Source organism: Candidatus Erwinia haradaeae (assembly GCF_900698855.1).
Lineage (GTDB): Bacteria > Pseudomonadota > Gammaproteobacteria > Enterobacterales > Enterobacteriaceae > Erwinia_E > Erwinia_E haradaeae_F.
Genome location: NZ_LR217698.1, coordinates 154,140 through 171,608 on the forward strand (window position 1 = coordinate 154,140; position 17,469 = coordinate 171,608).

At 31.0% G+C, this 17,469-nt stretch carries 8 protein-coding genes; 3 read left to right on the forward strand and 5 right to left on the reverse strand.

What is annotated here, in order from left to right:
* Positions 1–171: 171 nt before the first annotated feature.
* The 5 genes from asnS to HACICURT3053_RS00505 all read right to left on the reverse strand — a co-directional run bounded on the left by asnS (position 172) and on the right by HACICURT3053_RS00505 (position 9,428).
* Positions 172–1,560, reverse strand: coding sequence for an asparagine--tRNA ligase (gene asnS, locus HACICURT3053_RS00485; RefSeq protein ID WP_157991813.1), 1,389 nt, complete (start codon positions 1,558–1,560; stop codon positions 172–174).
* 910 nt (positions 1,561–2,470) lie between these two features.
* On the reverse strand, positions 2,471–3,220 hold the full coding sequence (gene rlmB / locus HACICURT3053_RS00490; protein WP_157991814.1) for a 23S rRNA (guanosine(2251)-2'-O)-methyltransferase RlmB: 750 nt from the start codon (positions 3,218–3,220) through the stop codon (positions 2,471–2,473).
* Positions 3,221–3,577: 357 nt separating this feature from the next.
* Complete coding sequence (gene rnr / locus HACICURT3053_RS00495) at positions 3,578–5,824, reverse strand: ribonuclease R (RefSeq protein WP_157991815.1); 2,247 nt, start codon at positions 5,822–5,824, stop codon at positions 3,578–3,580.
* A gap of 485 nt (positions 5,825–6,309) precedes the next feature.
* Entirely contained in the window at positions 6,310–7,608 is a 1,299-nt protein-coding gene (locus tag HACICURT3053_RS00500; protein WP_157991816.1) for an adenylosuccinate synthase, read from the reverse strand.
* A gap of 629 nt (positions 7,609–8,237) precedes the next feature.
* On the reverse strand, positions 8,238–9,428 hold the full coding sequence (locus tag HACICURT3053_RS00505) for an amino acid aminotransferase (protein ID WP_157991817.1): 1,191 nt from the start codon (positions 9,426–9,428) through the stop codon (positions 8,238–8,240).
* A 1,274-nt stretch (positions 9,429–10,702) separates the two neighbouring features.
* Here HACICURT3053_RS00505 and icd point away from each other — a divergent pair.
* From icd to uvrD, 3 genes are all read left to right on the forward strand, one after another.
* Entirely contained in the window at positions 10,703–11,953 is a 1,251-nt protein-coding gene (gene icd / locus HACICURT3053_RS00510; RefSeq protein ID WP_157991818.1) for an NADP-dependent isocitrate dehydrogenase, read from the forward strand.
* A 290-nt stretch (positions 11,954–12,243) separates the two neighbouring features.
* Positions 12,244–13,239, forward strand: coding sequence for an oxygen-dependent tRNA uridine(34) hydroxylase TrhO (gene trhO, locus HACICURT3053_RS00515; RefSeq protein ID WP_157991819.1), 996 nt, complete (start codon positions 12,244–12,246; stop codon positions 13,237–13,239).
* Between the two features lie 1,208 nt (positions 13,240–14,447).
* The gene (gene uvrD / locus HACICURT3053_RS00520) at positions 14,448–16,622 is read left to right on the forward strand and encodes a DNA helicase II (RefSeq protein WP_157991820.1); all 2,175 of its coding nucleotides are present in this window, start codon (positions 14,448–14,450) and stop codon (positions 16,620–16,622) included.
* The last annotated feature ends 847 nt before the right edge of the window (positions 16,623–17,469 follow it).

Below are 17,469 nucleotides of genomic sequence, written 5' to 3' on the forward strand. Positions count from 1 at the left end.
ACGCTAATCTTTTATTTTATCAAAATAACAACATTAAGGATAAATCTATTATCTATAATAGTTGTATTTAAGTTTTTAAAATAAAATTAAAAATTTTAAAAATTAGTGTATTAAGTGATGTTAGGAATTATATCTATTACTAGATTTTTATATTGTTATATTTTGATTACTTTAGAAGTCTATATGACGCGGCGTTCGTGGAAAAGCAATCACATCCCTAACATTATTAATGCCACTAATATAAGAAATTAAGCGTTCGAAACCTAGTCCAAATCCAGAATGTGGCACAGTACCGTAACGGCGTAGATCGCGATACCACCAATAATCCTCTTTGTTCATGTTTCTTTCTAGTAATCGTTGGTCTAAGATTTCAAGACGTTCTTCTCGTTGAGATCCGCCAATAATTTCTCCGATCCCTGGAGCCAGAATATCCATAGCTGCTACGGTGCATCCATCTGGATTCATTCGCATATAAAAAGCTTTAATGTTTTTTGGATAGTTTTTTATTATTACTGGTGATTGACAATAGTACTCAGTGATATATCGCTCGTGTTCTGATGATAAGTCTAATCCCCATCGAATGGGATGGTTGAATTTTGTTTTCGAGGTGAGTAAAATTTTTATAGCTTCAGAATAATCAATGTGTATAAAATCGGTTGTGATTAAATTATTTAATCGGAGTATGAGACTTTTTTTTGTGTATTGAGCCAGGAAGGATAAGTCTTCAGAATGTTTAGAAAGTATAGTAGTACAGATGTATTTCATCATAGATTCAGCTAAGGCTGCTATTTCTTCTAGATTAAAAAAAGCTACTTCAGGTTCTAGCATCCAGAATTCTGCCAGATGTCGACTAGTATTTGATTTTTCTGCTCTAAAGGTAGGGCCGAAAGTATAAATTTTTGAGATAGCACTGGCATAGGCTTCAGCATTTAACTGTCCAGAGACAGTTAGGAATGCTTCTTGCCCGAAGAAGTCCATGTTATAGTTAACTTTTCCATCTTGTGTACGGGGTAGATTCTCCATATTTAAAGTAGAGACACGAAACATGTCTCCAGCCCCTTCACTATTTGCAGAGGTAATTAGTGGTGTCGATACCCAGAAAAATCCTTGTTCGTTTAAAAAGTGATGTATAGAGTATGCTGCGGTATGTCGTATGCGCGCTACCGCGCCAATTAAGTTAGTACGTGGTCGGAGGTGGGCCATTTCACGTAAATATTCAATACTATGAGCTTTTGAAGACATTGGGTAACTATCTGGATTTTCTACCCATCCTATTACCTTGATATTAATAGCTTGAATTTCAAAATACTGACCTTTTCCTTGTGACTCTATAACCTTACCTCTTACTTCTAATGAGCAACCAGTGGTGAGATTTAGTATTTCATATTCTTTTTGATTTACAACAATCTGAATTGTATTAAAGCAGGAGCCATCATAAAGAGAAATGAAGGAAATACCAGTTTTTAGTTTTCTTTGAGTACGAACCCAACCTCGAATAGTTACTTCCTTTTCTATGGAAAACCGTTCTTGTAGGAGATCAGATATAGATATAACATTCATATGAGCCTCTAAATATTTATCTCAATATAAATAAGATGGATTAGCCTACATTTTATGCTATCTTGTATTACTGATCAGTAGGAGGTGTGTGTATAATTTTATTTTGTAAATATCGAATGAAGAATAATTTAATATTGTCACATCATTAATTTTTGAGTGTACTTTCGTTCGTTTTAGTACATTAAAATTTATTTTATATGAATTACCGTATTAACATTTATTTTTTTAAACTAAATATACGATTTTAAAATATTTCCGTTTAATTTAGCAATTTCTTATTCACTGATCAGAATAATTTTTGAATTTACTTAATGTTTATGTAAGTAAGAATATAACTATAATACATATTTAGTATTGTATACTACAACATAACTGTATAGTTCAACTATATTTGACATCAAGAACAGATCAGAAAACCTCTTGGTTAAGAATATTTGTAAGAATATTTTTGAGCAAGTATTTTATATTTTCATGTATAATGGTAATCTTAGAGATCCGTTTATTCATGTAATATAAGAATTAAAATATGTGCTTATAAGATATATTATACTTGTATTTCATTTCCTGATAGAATGAGAAATAAATTGAATATATTCTTTCTTTAAGCTATTTATTTTAATATGACGGAAAGATCTTATGATTTTATATTAAGATTTAATTTTTAATAATAGTTTTTAAAAAATTAATGATTTAACAGTAGAGTTATTTTCTGGAATACTAAAAAGATTATTTTTATAAATAAATGTTCTTTTAGTTTAGTTTTCTTGATCATTTAGTTAATTCTTATATAAATAAGATGTAGATACTATACTATCTAAATATATCATTATGTTAATTTTTATTAACATCGATATTAACTAACGTATAGATCAGTAATTATTGAGATCTACACTTTGAATTTATACTCTGGTTATACTATAGTTGGTTGAAACATCCTTTGTCGCACTGCTTCATAGAGACAAATACCAGTTGCCACTGATAAATTAAGCGAAGGAGTCGCTCCCATCATGGGAATATTAATTAATTCATTACAGTGTTCTAGAGTTAGACGGCGAATTCCCTTTTCTTCTCCTCCCATCACTAATGATAATCGTCCAGTCATGTTGCTTTGGTATAGATTTTTTTGAGCTTTTTCAGTGGCTCCGATAATCCAAATATTTTCTTTTTGTAAAGCTCTCATTATCCGAGCTAAATTGGTAACACGAATTAAAGGTATGTACTCAGTTGCGCCACTTGCAGCCTTTTTTGCTACAGCATTTAATGGTGCTGTGCGGTCTTTTGGAATAATTACAGCATGAATACCGGCAGAATAAGCGCTGCGTATACAGGCACCAAGATTATGTGGATCAGTGACACCATCTAAGATCAGAAAAAATGGATTTTTTAGATTAGTTATTAGATTTTTAAGGTCGTTTTCTTTATAGAGAAGATCTGTTTGCGTAAATGCTATAATACCTTGATGTGCCGCTCCTCTTGATTGAGTATCCAGTTGATTTTTATTGACTTTTATAATTATAATATTATGAGATTGGAGTTTTTCGATTAAAGTTTTTATACGATGATCTGTACGGGTTATACTGATTAACACTTTTTCAATATGTGTAGGTTTCTGTTCAAGAAGAGCATTAATTGCGTGAATACCAAAAACTATTGGACTCATATTGGACCTTTTAAAAACAGTAAAGATAATTAAAGTATTAAGAGTTTTTTTAATTTAAACAATTTTAATTAGGAGTCTATAAGTTTTTTAAATTTTTAGTAGGTATTCATTGTCATTTCTCTTTTGTCATCGATAAGAAAGTTCGTCAATTTTTTTTAAGAATGAACAGTATTATCGGTTGAAATTTTTGGTCTTCAAGAGAATTTAACTTCCCATAAAGTAAGCTCGTAGGTTGATTTTTATTAAAAACATACAGCACTAGATATAATTTGATATTTTAACCTAAAAACTTAGCTAGTTTGTTAGAAGGCACTTCTTTTATACATAAGGAAGGACGATGTTGTCTTTTAGTTTTAATTATTTTTTAGTTCTAGTAGGCTTATCAAAGTTAATATTTGCTGGAGATAATCTGTCATTGTTAGAGATAAGAGAAAAATGGATCTTACGCTCTTCGAGATGTACGAAATCAATTTGTACTTCCACTTGATCGCCTAGGCGATAAGTTACATGACTACATTCTCCGATTAATCGTTGTCCCACTGAATCAAAATGGTATTGGTCATTCTTTAGTGTGGAAATATGCACTAATCCATCAATAAATAGGTTACTAAGTCGAACAAAGAATCCAAAATTTGTTACTGTGGAGATTACTCCATTAAATATTTCTCCTATTCGATCTTTTATAAAATCACACTTAAGCCAATCTATTACATCACGTGTAGCTTGATCGGCTCGTCGTTCTGTCATAGAACAGTGCTGACCAAATTGTAGCATTTGTGATATGGTATAATGGTAACCGCCAGTTTGTGTGAGCTTATTTTTTAATTTATCGGTGTTTTTTGATAACACATATTTAATTGCGCGATGCATAAGAAGATCAGGATATCGTCGGATTGGTGAGGTAAAATGTGCATAAGATTTTAGTGCTAAGCCAAAATGTCCACGATTTTCTGAGTCGTATACTGCTTGTTTCATAGAGCGTAAAAGTAAATTCTGAATCATTTCATAATCTGAACGTCCGCTGATTTTTTTAAGTAAATATGCATAATCTAATGGCTCTGGTTTCTCACCACCAAGCAATGTTAATCCTAATTCATTGAGGATTGATCGAAAACTTTTAATATTATCATCTATTGGTCGATCATGATCTCTGAATAATGCTGGTTCATTATGTTTTTCCACAAACAGTGCAGATGCAATATTTGCAAGAATCATACATTCTTCAATTAGTTTATGTGCATCATTACGCATGGTCTTTTCAACACGTTCAATACGATAATTGGTATTAAAAATAAATTTTGGTTCTTCTATTTCAAGTGAGATCCCACCGCGTTCTTCCCGTGATTTCTCTAGTTTGACATATAGATTGTGCAATGTTTCTAAATTGTTGATGATTGGTTTATATTTCTTTCGTAGTGGTTGGTCACCTTGTAAAATCCTCCAAACTGTATTATAGGTTAGTTGAGCAAAAGAGCGCATAATTGCTTCGTAGTGTTTATAGTCTAATAATCTTCCATGTGAGGAAATTGTCATTTCGCATACTACACAAAGACGATCTACTTTTGGATTCAGTGAGCATAAATTATTAGAAAGTACTTCTGGTAACATGGGAATTACTTGTGACGGAAAATACACTGAGGTTCCACGATTGATTGCCTCTTTATCTAGAAGAGTCCCGGGTCGCACGTAATAACTAACGTCAGCAACAGCTACCCATAATCGCCACCCCCCCTTTTTTTGGGCTCTACAAAATACTGCGTCATCAAAGTCAGACGCATCATCTCCATCGATTGTCACCAATGGAAGAGCTCGAAGATCAACACGTCTATTTTTAGCGTCTATCGGTATTGTTGTATTTATTTTTTCTGCTGCTTTTTTTACCTCCTTGGACCATTTATGTGGAAGATTGTGTACTCGAAGAGCAATATTAATAGCCATATTTGTGTTCATTTGATTACCAAGTACTTCAACTATTTCTCCCAGAGCTGGATTGCGACGACTAGGGCGTTCCGTTAATAGCACAACTACTATCGAGCCAATATTTATCTTTATTTTTCTTTTTTCCTGGATCAGAATATGGAAACCAAGACGATTATCGTTTGGTATAACAAAATCTCCTGTGGTATTACTTAAGTAACGTCCTACAATATGGTTATTTCGAGGCTCAATAATACGTACTACACATGCTTCAAAGCGTCCTTTTCGATTGATACCCATTTCTTGTGCAAGAATAATGTCTCCATGTAGACATGTTTTCATTTGTTCGCTAGATAGGTATAAATCATCCTGCCTTCCTACGACGCGCAAAAAACCAAAACCATCTCGATGTCCAATAACTTTTCCTTTTATTAAGAGGTTCGCGTGTTGTGGAACAGCATATCCACTCCGTGGAGTAAACATTAGCTGCCCATCGCGCTCCATTGCCCTTAATCGTCTGCGAAGTGCTGCAGTTTTTTCTTCTCCACTAATTCCTAAGTTTTGTGCAAGTTCTGAGCGTCGGGTTGGTTGTGTGCGTTGTTTGATATTACTCAGGATATACTCACGGCTAGGAATAGGATCTCCATATTTTTTAGTTTCGCGCTCCTCAAAGGGGTCGTGTGGCATTTGGGTTTTCTCCGGTTCTTTTGATACATTACGGCCATGTATTGTTTCAGTATAATATGGTAAAGTGGATGGTTATTTTAATACAAAAATTAAGACACATGGTTTTGATCTATTTTAAAATACCTTTCATTATCTTAACATCATTTCATTGTAAGAAAGAACTTTAGGGCTATATGGACAGACAATAAGTATTGCTTCTATGAATCCGAGCGTTGATTTTCTTCTATAAAAAATTATCTTAGATAAAAGGAGATGTATTTTATTTTAGGTTTGGTGACTTAATTATCACTGATTTTAATATTTTGTAATATTTTCAAGAATATTAATGAATGTTGTACATTTATGGGCATAACTAATTGAGATTGAGAAGTTTTATCTAATTAATTTTCTATTAGCTAACGATAATTCAAGATATTATAGAAATATAGTATTGATTAATGTAATCTAAAAATAGATGTCATTAATATCTTAGCTTATTTATAAACTTAGATATCAAGTGGATGTCGTATAATTATTGTTTGATTACGATCTGGTCCAGTAGAGATCATATCTATTAAAACTCCAGTGACTTCCTCTACACGCTGAATATAATTTATTGCTTCACGCGGAAGAGATTCTAAATATTTTGCTCCAAAGGTTGGTCTTTTCCATCCAGGCATTGTTTCATAAATTGGTTCGATTCTTTCCCAGTCTTCAGTAGTTAATGGTGTAGTGTTTGTTTGACGTCCATCTGGCAAGCGATATCCTACACATATTTTTACTTCTGGTAAGTTGTCTAAGACGTCTATCTTTGTGATACAACAGCTGGATAGCGCATTGATTTGCACTGCTTTTCGGATTGCAACTGCGTCTAGCCATCCAGTACGACGACGTCGTCCAGTTGTTGCACCAAACTCATTACCTTGTTTACATAAAAAGTCGCCAGTTTTATCAAATAATTCAGTTGGAAATGGTCCTGCACCTACTCGAGTTGAATAGGCTTTCATAACTCCTAGAGAATAATCCAGATAACTTGGGTTAATTCCTGATCCAGATGTTACTCCCCCTAACGTTGTGCTAGAAGAGGTGACGTATGGATAGGTTCCATGATCAATGTCTAACAGTGCGCCTTGGGCTCCTTCAAAGATAATTACATCGCCGCGTTTTTGTGCAGATGATAGAATTTCAGTTACATCTGCTACCATATTAGTAATAGTGTCAGCAGTAGCGATGAGGTTTTCGAAAACTTTCTGATAATCTACTGCTTTAACTTTGTAGTAGTTTACTAACTGAAAGTTATGATATTCCATGGCGTCTTGTAGTTTTGATGATAATGTTGATCTATGAAATAAATCACTCACACGAAGACCTCGTCTAGCTACTTTGTCTTCATAGGCTGGTCCGATTCCACGTTTAGTTGTTCCTATTGCTTTCAGACCACGAGCTGCTTCACGAGCCATGTCTAAAGCTATATGATAATCAAGAATTAGTGGACAGGCCTCAGAGATAAATAGGACATTTTGAACAGATATATCGCGTTCTTCTAGACTTTTAATTTCTTGCAATAGCGCCAATGGTGATAAGACCACTCCATGTCCAATTATACTGATTACGTTATGACGTAGGATTCCTGAGGGAATTAAGTGAAGAATAGTTTTTTTACCATTAACAACTAATGTATGGCCTGCGTTATGACCACCTTGATAACGTACTACGTATTTCGCGCGTTCAGTGAGAATGTCAACAATTTTACCCTTTCCTTCATCACCCCATTGAGCGCCGAGTACTACGATATTTTTTTTCATTTTATAAAATCACCGATTTCTTAAAAATATTGCAAGATGATCACTTTTCTTGAATGGTTTATAAGATACGCAAACAAGAGTTGATTAAATACTTTGTATTCTTTGTAATGATTTTTATTTTTCTTTAATATATATTGTTAGTAGATTATATGTTTTTAAAAAAAATTACATTGTTTATCAAGTTAATTGGATTTTTTAATTAGTTGACAGTAGCATAAATATAACGTGATATACATTTAGTTATATACTTTGTTGTATCTGTATTAAATATAATTTATTGATATAAGAATTCACGGAATGTATACTTTCTATGAGAGTTATTAGAGTACTTTATTGATAGGATGGTTTGATGGAAAGCATGAAAAAAAGGTGTGTGTATTATATATATTTATAATACGATTATTAGAGGATTTAGTAATTTTTTTAATAGATCTCTCAATTTATATATTATTTCTTATTTAAGATTAATATTAGTCTTAGTTATATAATGAGACTTTAGTTTTGATTTAGTAGGTATTTTGGTGTAATTACTACCTAATGTTTTTCTGTTTTATATTATTTTAATTTAGGTAATATGGATTTCTTTTCGTAAAAGTATAGTTACTTTAGACATACATAGTGCACTGAAACTAAAGTACTGTGATAATTGCTTCGCAAAGAGGAGTGATATTTCGTAAATTTATGCCAGCTATATTTATGCGTCCTGAATTAATGATATAGATGCCAAATTCATCTCGGAGACGCGTGATCTGTTTTTGAGTGAGACCTGTAAGAGAAAACATGCCATTTTGTAGAGGGAATAAGTTAAAATTATTTTTTATTTTTTTTTCTTTAAGAAATTGCACAAATAGGCAACGCATCTGCTGAATACGTTCTCTCATTTTTGTAAGTTCTTGTTCCCATTGTCGGCGTAAATGAACATCACTAAGGATAGTGGTAACAATTGCGGCTCCATGAGCTGGAGGATTTGAATAATGAGATCGAATTATTGCTTTAATTTGGCTAAAAGTAGTATTTACGATTGAATTATTTTTAGCTACTAACGTGAGCGCACCAACTCGTTCATTATACAGGCCAAAGTTCTTAGAATATGAGCTGCATATTATTAATTCTTTATGATTAGACGTAAATAAGCGGATACTCTGTGCATCCTTCTCTAATCCATGGGCAAATCCTTGATATGCGCAGTCAAATAACGGGAGACAACCACGACTAAGGGATATTTCAGAAAGTTGTTGCCATTGTGATTGAGAAGGATCTATCCCAGTCGGATTATGACAACATCCATGAAACAGGATGATATCACCATAACCGGCTGAACATAGGCTTTTTTTCATATTACTGAAATCGAAAACATGGCGTACGTCATCATAGTATTCGTATTCATCCACTATTAATCCGGCTGAAGAAAATATTTTCTTATGATTAGGCCAGCTAGGTTTACTAACCCAAATGCGTTTAGTTTTTGTGTGAGTGGCAAGAAAATCGGCTGCGATACGCAATGCACTAGTGCCCCCAGGTGTTTGAGCAGTACGGGTTCGTCGATCAGAGATAACAGGGTGAGAAGAACCGAAAAGAAGATTTTGTGTATAATGTCCGAAATCAGTCATACCATCAATATATAGATAGTTTTTATTTTTTTCTTTTTCTAAAATATATTTTTCAGCTATTTTTACACTAGGTAAAATTGGTGTGTTTCCATTTTCATCCTGATATATTCCTATTCCTAGATTTATTTTATTTAGACGACTATCTTGTTGAAACTGATTCTCCAGGTCAAGAATAGGATCAGTTGGCGCTGTTTTTATTAGTTCAAACATACTTAAAATCCATAATGATGGTGTAGTCAGGTAGTTTTAATTATTAAAAGATTTTTGTTTAATATGGAATATATTAGTAAGTTTTTATTTTAGGATTCAGCAAGGTTAATATTTTTATAACGAAAATATAGATATCTTTTAGTGTTTAGTTTTTAGTATTGTTAAGATTAGTATCTTAAAATTTTAATATGGATTTGATGTATCTATTTATATTCAGAGTATATATATTCTAATGTATTAGGATTAGCCTATTTTAGGTATAGTGAATATTTCATACGTATTTGTCAAAATTTTATTAATAAAGCCAATATATTAAAAGATTTTTCTTCTATCTGATTATCATGTATTTCTTGTATCAAGATTATATTATATATTATTTTGATAAACATATGAAATATTTAACATGATATAGGATAATTTAAGTCGGTAATTATAAATTTGTTTTTCATTTTTATATGTTAGAAAAATTTTAATTTCTTAGTCGATTGTAGTATCTAGATAAGAATCTTGACGTGTATTTTGAAATCGTTTTAAATATATGTTAACCATCTTATGATGATTATTCTTAAATTACAGTGTCATAAAGAGATCAAATCTAAAATATATTCTTAGATTGATTTTACGGTTAATCTGATTACGAAATGTCTTTTTTATAAAAGAAAGAGTGTGATCTGTTTAAGAGGCTTGTATAATATTTTTGGAAAATTAATATGCATAATTTTCTAAATATTTAGTTTAGAATCTAGTAAGATTTTGTTCATATAAATTACGAAAATTATATTTTTATAGCCTAAATCGTGATGCTTCTTTCTACAGTCAAGACTTGATATTTAATGTTATTATTTTGATTTTGTTCGATATTTTAGAAAAAGTAACTTAATTTAGCGAAATTTTAAATATTATTTGTACTTGACGTTTTATTGTTTTTTGTGATCTAGTTTTTATATGGTTTAGATGTTATTTGGGTTTTTTTCTTAAGGAAGAAAATGATATTCAAGAATTAATACTTATGAAATATTGAGATACTTTGATATGAAGAAATTTATAACTATTCGATTAGATAACATAATACAAGTGTAAATGTTTATAAAATATGCAATTAGATCAGATTGTAAATCTTTTTTATTTTTTCTAGAATAAAGCAGTTATTATCTTATAATAGCAGGTTTAAAGATATCTTTAGAATATTCTTAATAATTTAAGATAGAAAAAATCAGTTTAAACTAAACCAGTATCATTCCGTAAATATTTATAGAAGTAATTTAGGGGAAGTTATGGCAAGAAAAGTAGATATTCCTGTAGGTTCTGAGAAAATTACGTTTTATAATGGTCAAATTAGAGTACCAGATTATCCTGTTATTCCATTTATTGAAGGTGATGGAATTGGTTTGGATATATCTCCGGTAATGATTAAGGTAGTGGATTCTGCTGTTCAAAAAGCATATGGTAGTAATCGTAAAGTGGCCTGGATGGAGCTCTATACGGGTGAAAAATCAGTCAAGAATTATGGTAAAGATATTTGGTTACCAGAAGAAACGTTATCTCTTATTAAAGAGTGTTGCGTAGCTATTAAAGGTCCATTGACCACTCCCGTAGGTGGAGGCCTTCGGTCTTTAAATGTATCCTTGCGCCAACTTTTAGATTTATATATTTGTCTGAGGCCAATTCGCTATTATACTGGAACACCAAGTCCAGTAAAACAGCCAGAAAATATTGATATGGTAATTTTTCGTGAGAATTCTGAAGATATTTATACAGGAATTGAGTGGGAAGCGGGTACGTTGGAGGCAGATAACGTTATTCAATTTTTTTGTAATGAAATGGGTATAAAAAATATTCGATTTACAGAACAATGTGGAATTGGAGTCAAAATTTGTTCGGAGAATGGGGCGAAACGTTTAATCCGATCTGCTATTCAATATGCCATTGATTACAACCGTAATTCAGTAACGCTTGTACATAAGGGCAATATTATGAAATTTACTGAGGGCGCTTTTCGAGATTGGGGTTATCAAGTAGCGATAGAGGAATTTAGTGGTATTGCAGTTAATGGGGATAAATGGCTAACTATATCCAATCCTTACAGTAATAAAAAAATTGTGATTAAAGATGTTATTGCTGATGCTTTTCTTCAACAAGTATTATTGCGTCCATCTGAATATGATGTTATTGCGTGTATGAATTTAAATGGCGATTATATTTCAGATGCAGTAGCTGCTCAAGTTGGAGGTATTGGTATCTCTCCAGGTGCCAATATTGGAGATAGGTGCGCTCTTTTTGAAGCCACTCATGGTTCGGCGCCAAAATATGCTGGTCAAGACAAGGTCAATCCAAGCTCAATAATTCTTTCAGCTGAAATGATGTTACGTTATATTGGATGGGTTGAAGCAGCAAATTGTATTGATGTAGGTATTCGAGGAGCTATTTCCTCTAAAAGAGTAACTTATGATTTAGCACGCTTAATGGATGGAGCTCAATTACTTACCTGTTCTGAATTTGGACAAGCAATTATTCAACATATGTAATGATAAGTGATATGATCGAGTAATAGTGAATGTATATTTGCTTGGATCTTTGCTGAACTATTATGTAATATTATTAGTTTGGTTTTTTAAATATTCATTTGATAAGCATAGTTATCTTTTATAGCCTGGTATTACTTTTAAATAAAGTTGTCACTACTTATAATAAGTTTAGGCATATAGCTATACAGCTATATCTCATGTTATTCAGCCTCAATGTTACCTAACTCTAGATAACATACTGTTTAAAATATATTTCTTTACATTTTACATGCAGGATATAAGTTAACTTTATGACAGTTTTATTTAATAAAATAAACAATAAAGAGTTGAAAGACCAGCTCTTAACAGAAGATGGTGAACGAACTACATTATCGTTTTATAAATATTTTACTATTGATGATCCATGGAGTTTTCGTAATAGTTTATACTTAGGTTTGTCTCGATTAAAGATTTTGGGTCGAATCTATATAGCTAATGAAGGGATTAATGCTCAAGTTAGTGTACCATCTCATCTTTATGAGTCTATGTTAGATGTATTAAGTGATATGCATTGTCAACTTTCTAACATGCGAATAAATATATCTCTTGATAACAACAGGCAATCTTTTTGGGTTCTACGTTTAAAAGTTCGTCATCGTATTGTTGCAGATGGAATCACTGATTCCAGTTTTGATGCTAGTGATGTTGGAATTTATTTAACAGCAGATGAGGTTAATTTTTTTCATGATAATCCTGAAGTAATTTTTATAGATATGCGTAATGATTACGAATATGAAGTAGGGCACTTTGACAATACTTTAATCACTCCAGGGTCCACTTTTCGACAAAAACTTCCAATAGTTGTCGAAATGTTGAAAAAAGATAAAGAAAAAAAAATAGTTCTGTATTGTACTGGTGGCATTCGATGCGAAAAGGCGAGTGCTTGGATGCGTCATAATGGATTTAAAAATATTTATCATATTGATGGGGGTATTATTCAGTACGTAAGGGTATCTAGGATGTTAGGGTTACCGATTTATTTTAAAGGTAAAAATTTCGTATTTGACCAACGGATGTATGAGAGCGTTTCTAGCGAAATTATTTCATATTGCCACGTCTGTGGCAAGACATGTGATAGTCATATCAATTGTCGTAATAATACATGTCACAAGCTATTTATTCAATGTCAGGACTGTTCTGTTCGATTTAACAGTTGTTGTAGTTTATCTTGTATGAAAAAGAGTCTCCTTATTTCTAAGGAGAAGGATGCTTCCAACAGATTTAAAAAGATAATGTCAGTAGAATAATATTTATATACATATTTATTTAATTACAAGTTAATAAGAGGTGAGTAAGAGCTTTATTTGATTTATTTTTTTATTTAGATTAATCACTTATTAGAAATATTTGTAAAACTAATAAAATCTCTGATTACTTTTTAGGAAATTATTAGATGATAGATTTTGATTTCATAGAATTGATATTCTATCTTAACCAGTCTATTCTGGATGAGAATTAACATTAGAGTTTCTATCTAATGTTATTTATTTTTTAATATTTGTAATATTAATTTTAAGTAAAAATTGTATGTAAAAATGATTACCAATAAGATATTTAGTTATAATTTTTTCTTTCTTAAAAAGAATTAAGATGAATTATCGTTTCGTTAGTGAAGTGGAATAATAGATCGCAAATTTTTCACAGAGATAGATTTTTAATATTATTCTTATTTTTAATGAGATTTTTATATCATCGATTGTTTTATTTTTAATTAAAGTTCAGATTATGTTAAATAATATGGGTAAGATAATTGAATTTTTATAGAGATAAAAAGGTTAGGTTATCTAATAAATGATTTTTAATAATCTTGATAAAATGTATTTTCTCTTATATTAAAAAAGTAGAATTCTAGGATTATATTGAGTTATGTTTTTATTTATATGAGTATTGATAGATTCAATGAGTTTTTTTAAACTATCTCTAATCCCTGTACTGTATATAGGTTAACTACACTTTTAATTAAATTACATAAATAATATATTTATATCATTTAATCTGAAGCATGTTAAATGATATTTCATATTTAAATTAGGGCTTGTTATCCATGTCATTTTCTTGATTTTTCTTTATTTTAGAAAGAGTTGTTATATTAACAAGCTACTTATTATATCAGTCTTGATAGAATTTATATAAAAATAAAAGTTAGATTGCTTTAATAATTTCATAGTATTGAACTGGTTTTTAGTTGTAATTTTATTTTTTTATAGAAACTAGCTAGAAGAATAACTAAGTTACAATATGTAAAGTGTTTAATAATTTTTAGGCGGCATAGTTATAGTCTAGATTAAATTATATCAATAATAAAATTGACTGAGTTAGAGGCTCTGGTAAAGTTAAAATTTTTGATTAATTTCTATCTAGAAGACTCTTGAATTTATTAAATTTAATTCTAATATCAAATGCTATTATTTGTTTTTTTTGAGTATTTGTTCCTGTTAGATTAACTATGGTATTTATGGATATTTATAAATTACTTAATTGTTTAAATAAACAGCAACGTACAGCTGTGTCTGCCCCACGTGGTCATTTTTTAGTTCTAGCTGGCGCAGGTAGTGGAAAAACACGTGTCTTAGTGCATCGTATTGCTTGGTTGTTAGACGTAGAAAAGTGCTCTGAGAAATCGATTATGGCAGTTACCTTTACGACTAAGGCATCAAAAGAAATGAGAGATCGTTTGGATAAACTTATGGGTATTCCAAAAGAAAATATATGGATTGGGACTTTTCATTCTCTGTCGTATCGTCTTTTATGCTCTCATTATCTTCAGGCTGGTCTTCCAAAAAATTTTCAGATCTTAGATTCTGATGATCAACATCGTTTGCTTCAAAGGTTAATGAAATGTAAAAATCTTGATTCAAAGAAATGGTCGATTAGTAAAATCGTGGGTTATATTAATCATAAAAAAGAGAAAGGTTTACGACCGAAAGATATTACAAGCTATAACTCTTTGACAGAGAAAACATGGATAGGTCTTTATAAGATCTATCAAGATGTCTGTGATCGTTCTGGTTTAGTAGATTTTTCTGAGTTATTATTGAGAGCTTATGAATTATTGCGTGATCAGTCCCACATTCGTGATTATTATCAAAAAAGATTTACTAATATTTTAGTAGACGAATTTCAAGATACTAATGATATTCAGTATAAATGGATTCGTATATTATCGGGCACCTGCAGTAAAGTGGTTATTGTTGGTGACGATGATCAATCAATTTACGGGTGGCGAGGTGCACAAGCAGAAAATATTCAGCGTTTTATTCAGGATTTTTCTGGAGCAGTAACTATTCGATTAGAGCAGAATTATCGTTCACAGAATAATATTCTTGACGCTGCTAATGCGTTGATCTCGTATAATAACATTCGTTTAGGTAAACAGTTATGGACAGAAGAAAGAAATGGTGATCCGATTTCTATTTATTGCGCCTTAGATGAGTTAGATGAAGCACGTTTTGTAGTTCGTTCCTTACAGGCGTGGATTGAACAGGGTCGATTATTAGGTGAATGCGTAATCTTGTACCGAGTTAATATACAAGCTGGAGTATTAGAAGAAATTCTTTTAGAAAAAAATATACCATATCAATTACATAATGGTACGCATTTTTTTCAAAGAAAGGAAATCAAAGATCTTCTTTCTTATTTGCGTTTAATTGTTAATCGTAATGATGATGCAGCTTTTGAGAGGGTAATTAATACGCCTTTACGACGTATTGGAGTGCATACTCTTGATTGTATTCGTCAAGTATCTAGTGATTATAATATAACTTTATGGCAAAGCTCGCAAGAAATTTTAAAACAAGGGGGGCTAATTGGAAATATGGCTTCTTCTTATCTTGAGGGCTTCATTTTATTAGTGGATAGGCTAGATAAAATTACCAAAGCGTTGCCTCTGGACTTGCAAACACAACGGATTTTGCAGGATACAGGTCTTTGGGCTATGTATAGAGATAAAAAACAAGAGATGGACCAATCACGTATAGCTCACCTAGAAGAGTTTATTAATCTTGCTCAGAAGTACTCTAGTTCTCGACATATGCATTCGAAAACAACGTTATTGCAAGATTTTTTATCTGATATTTTAATTGATATGGGAGAAGTCAATAATAGCAATAAAAGAAAGGATGCGGTTCAGTTAATGACGCTTCATGCGTCGAAGGGTCTAGAATTTAGTCAAGTTTTTATTGTCGGTATGGAAGAAGGAATTTTTCCAAGTCAAGCCTCGTTGGATAATGGAGGTGGTTATCTAGAGGAAGAGCGACGCCTTGCGTATGTTGGCATTACGCGTGCAATGCAGAGATTAACATTAACTCATGCCAAAAAACGTCGCTTATATGGCCAGGAAGTATCTTATATGCCATCTCGTTTCATTAGTGAACTACCAGATCATTGTGTTAAGAAAATTTCTTGTAATACAAGGGCGAATTGGTCTTTTCATAATAAAAATATAGAATTTCCTTTTATAAATAAAGAGTCTTTTTTTACTGTTGGGCAGTCTGTAAATCATACAAAATTTGGTAAGGGTACTATTATTAATGTTATTGGTTTTGGAAAAGATAGACGAATTCAAGTAGAATTTTATAACCAGGACATTAGATGGTTATTTGCTGTTTATGCTCGTCTATCAGTACAGTAATATCTGAAATTTATTTAAATAAATGGTAGTAAGTTCATATTATTTATATATTTATTAGAATTTCTCTTAAAGAGAAAATGATATTTAGTTTGTATGCATATTCTCCAAAGTGCAATATATCCACGATATGGTATAATAATAAATTAAATCTTTGGTCTCTAATAATGGAGACGAGATATGAATTTTGAGCTAATGTGGTTTATACAATATGAATTTGTTGTGATTCTATTAAATGAATTAAATGTTAGAGAGAATAGAAAAGATTATATGACATGGTTAGTCTTTTGATTTAGAAAAAGGTTTTAAATTAATAATTTTATTGACTTGATTTTATCATAAAGATCTCGATTATAGAGATCTATAATACAGGTAATTTATTAGTGTATGTTAAATTTATTTTCTTTTTTAGATATTTTGTACTTTAACATATATAAATTATACGTCATATAGAATCAATTTAATTTTTTATATATTAAATAATTATTTAATAATATAAGGTTAACATAGTTAACTAATCTTCATCAGAGGTGTCCAGATGATAATGTTTCATAAAGTTTATCTATTTATTGAATTTTAATAGTTATTTGGTTTTTAATAGTGATTTAATTGCTTTAGAATTTAAATTTATAGAGGTTTCTGTTATTAGAAAGCTGCTATGATATGAATTATAGCTTACCATAGTTATGTCTTTAGATGTTTGTAGTTAAGTAAAGAGTTCATATAATTTTAGATAGGTTATTTTTGTTATGGAGTATTTTTGATTTCAGTTTCTTAATTCTTTGTTTTAATTTGTGTTCAAATTTGTAATATAAATAAGTTTTAATATAATCATATTATAAAACATATT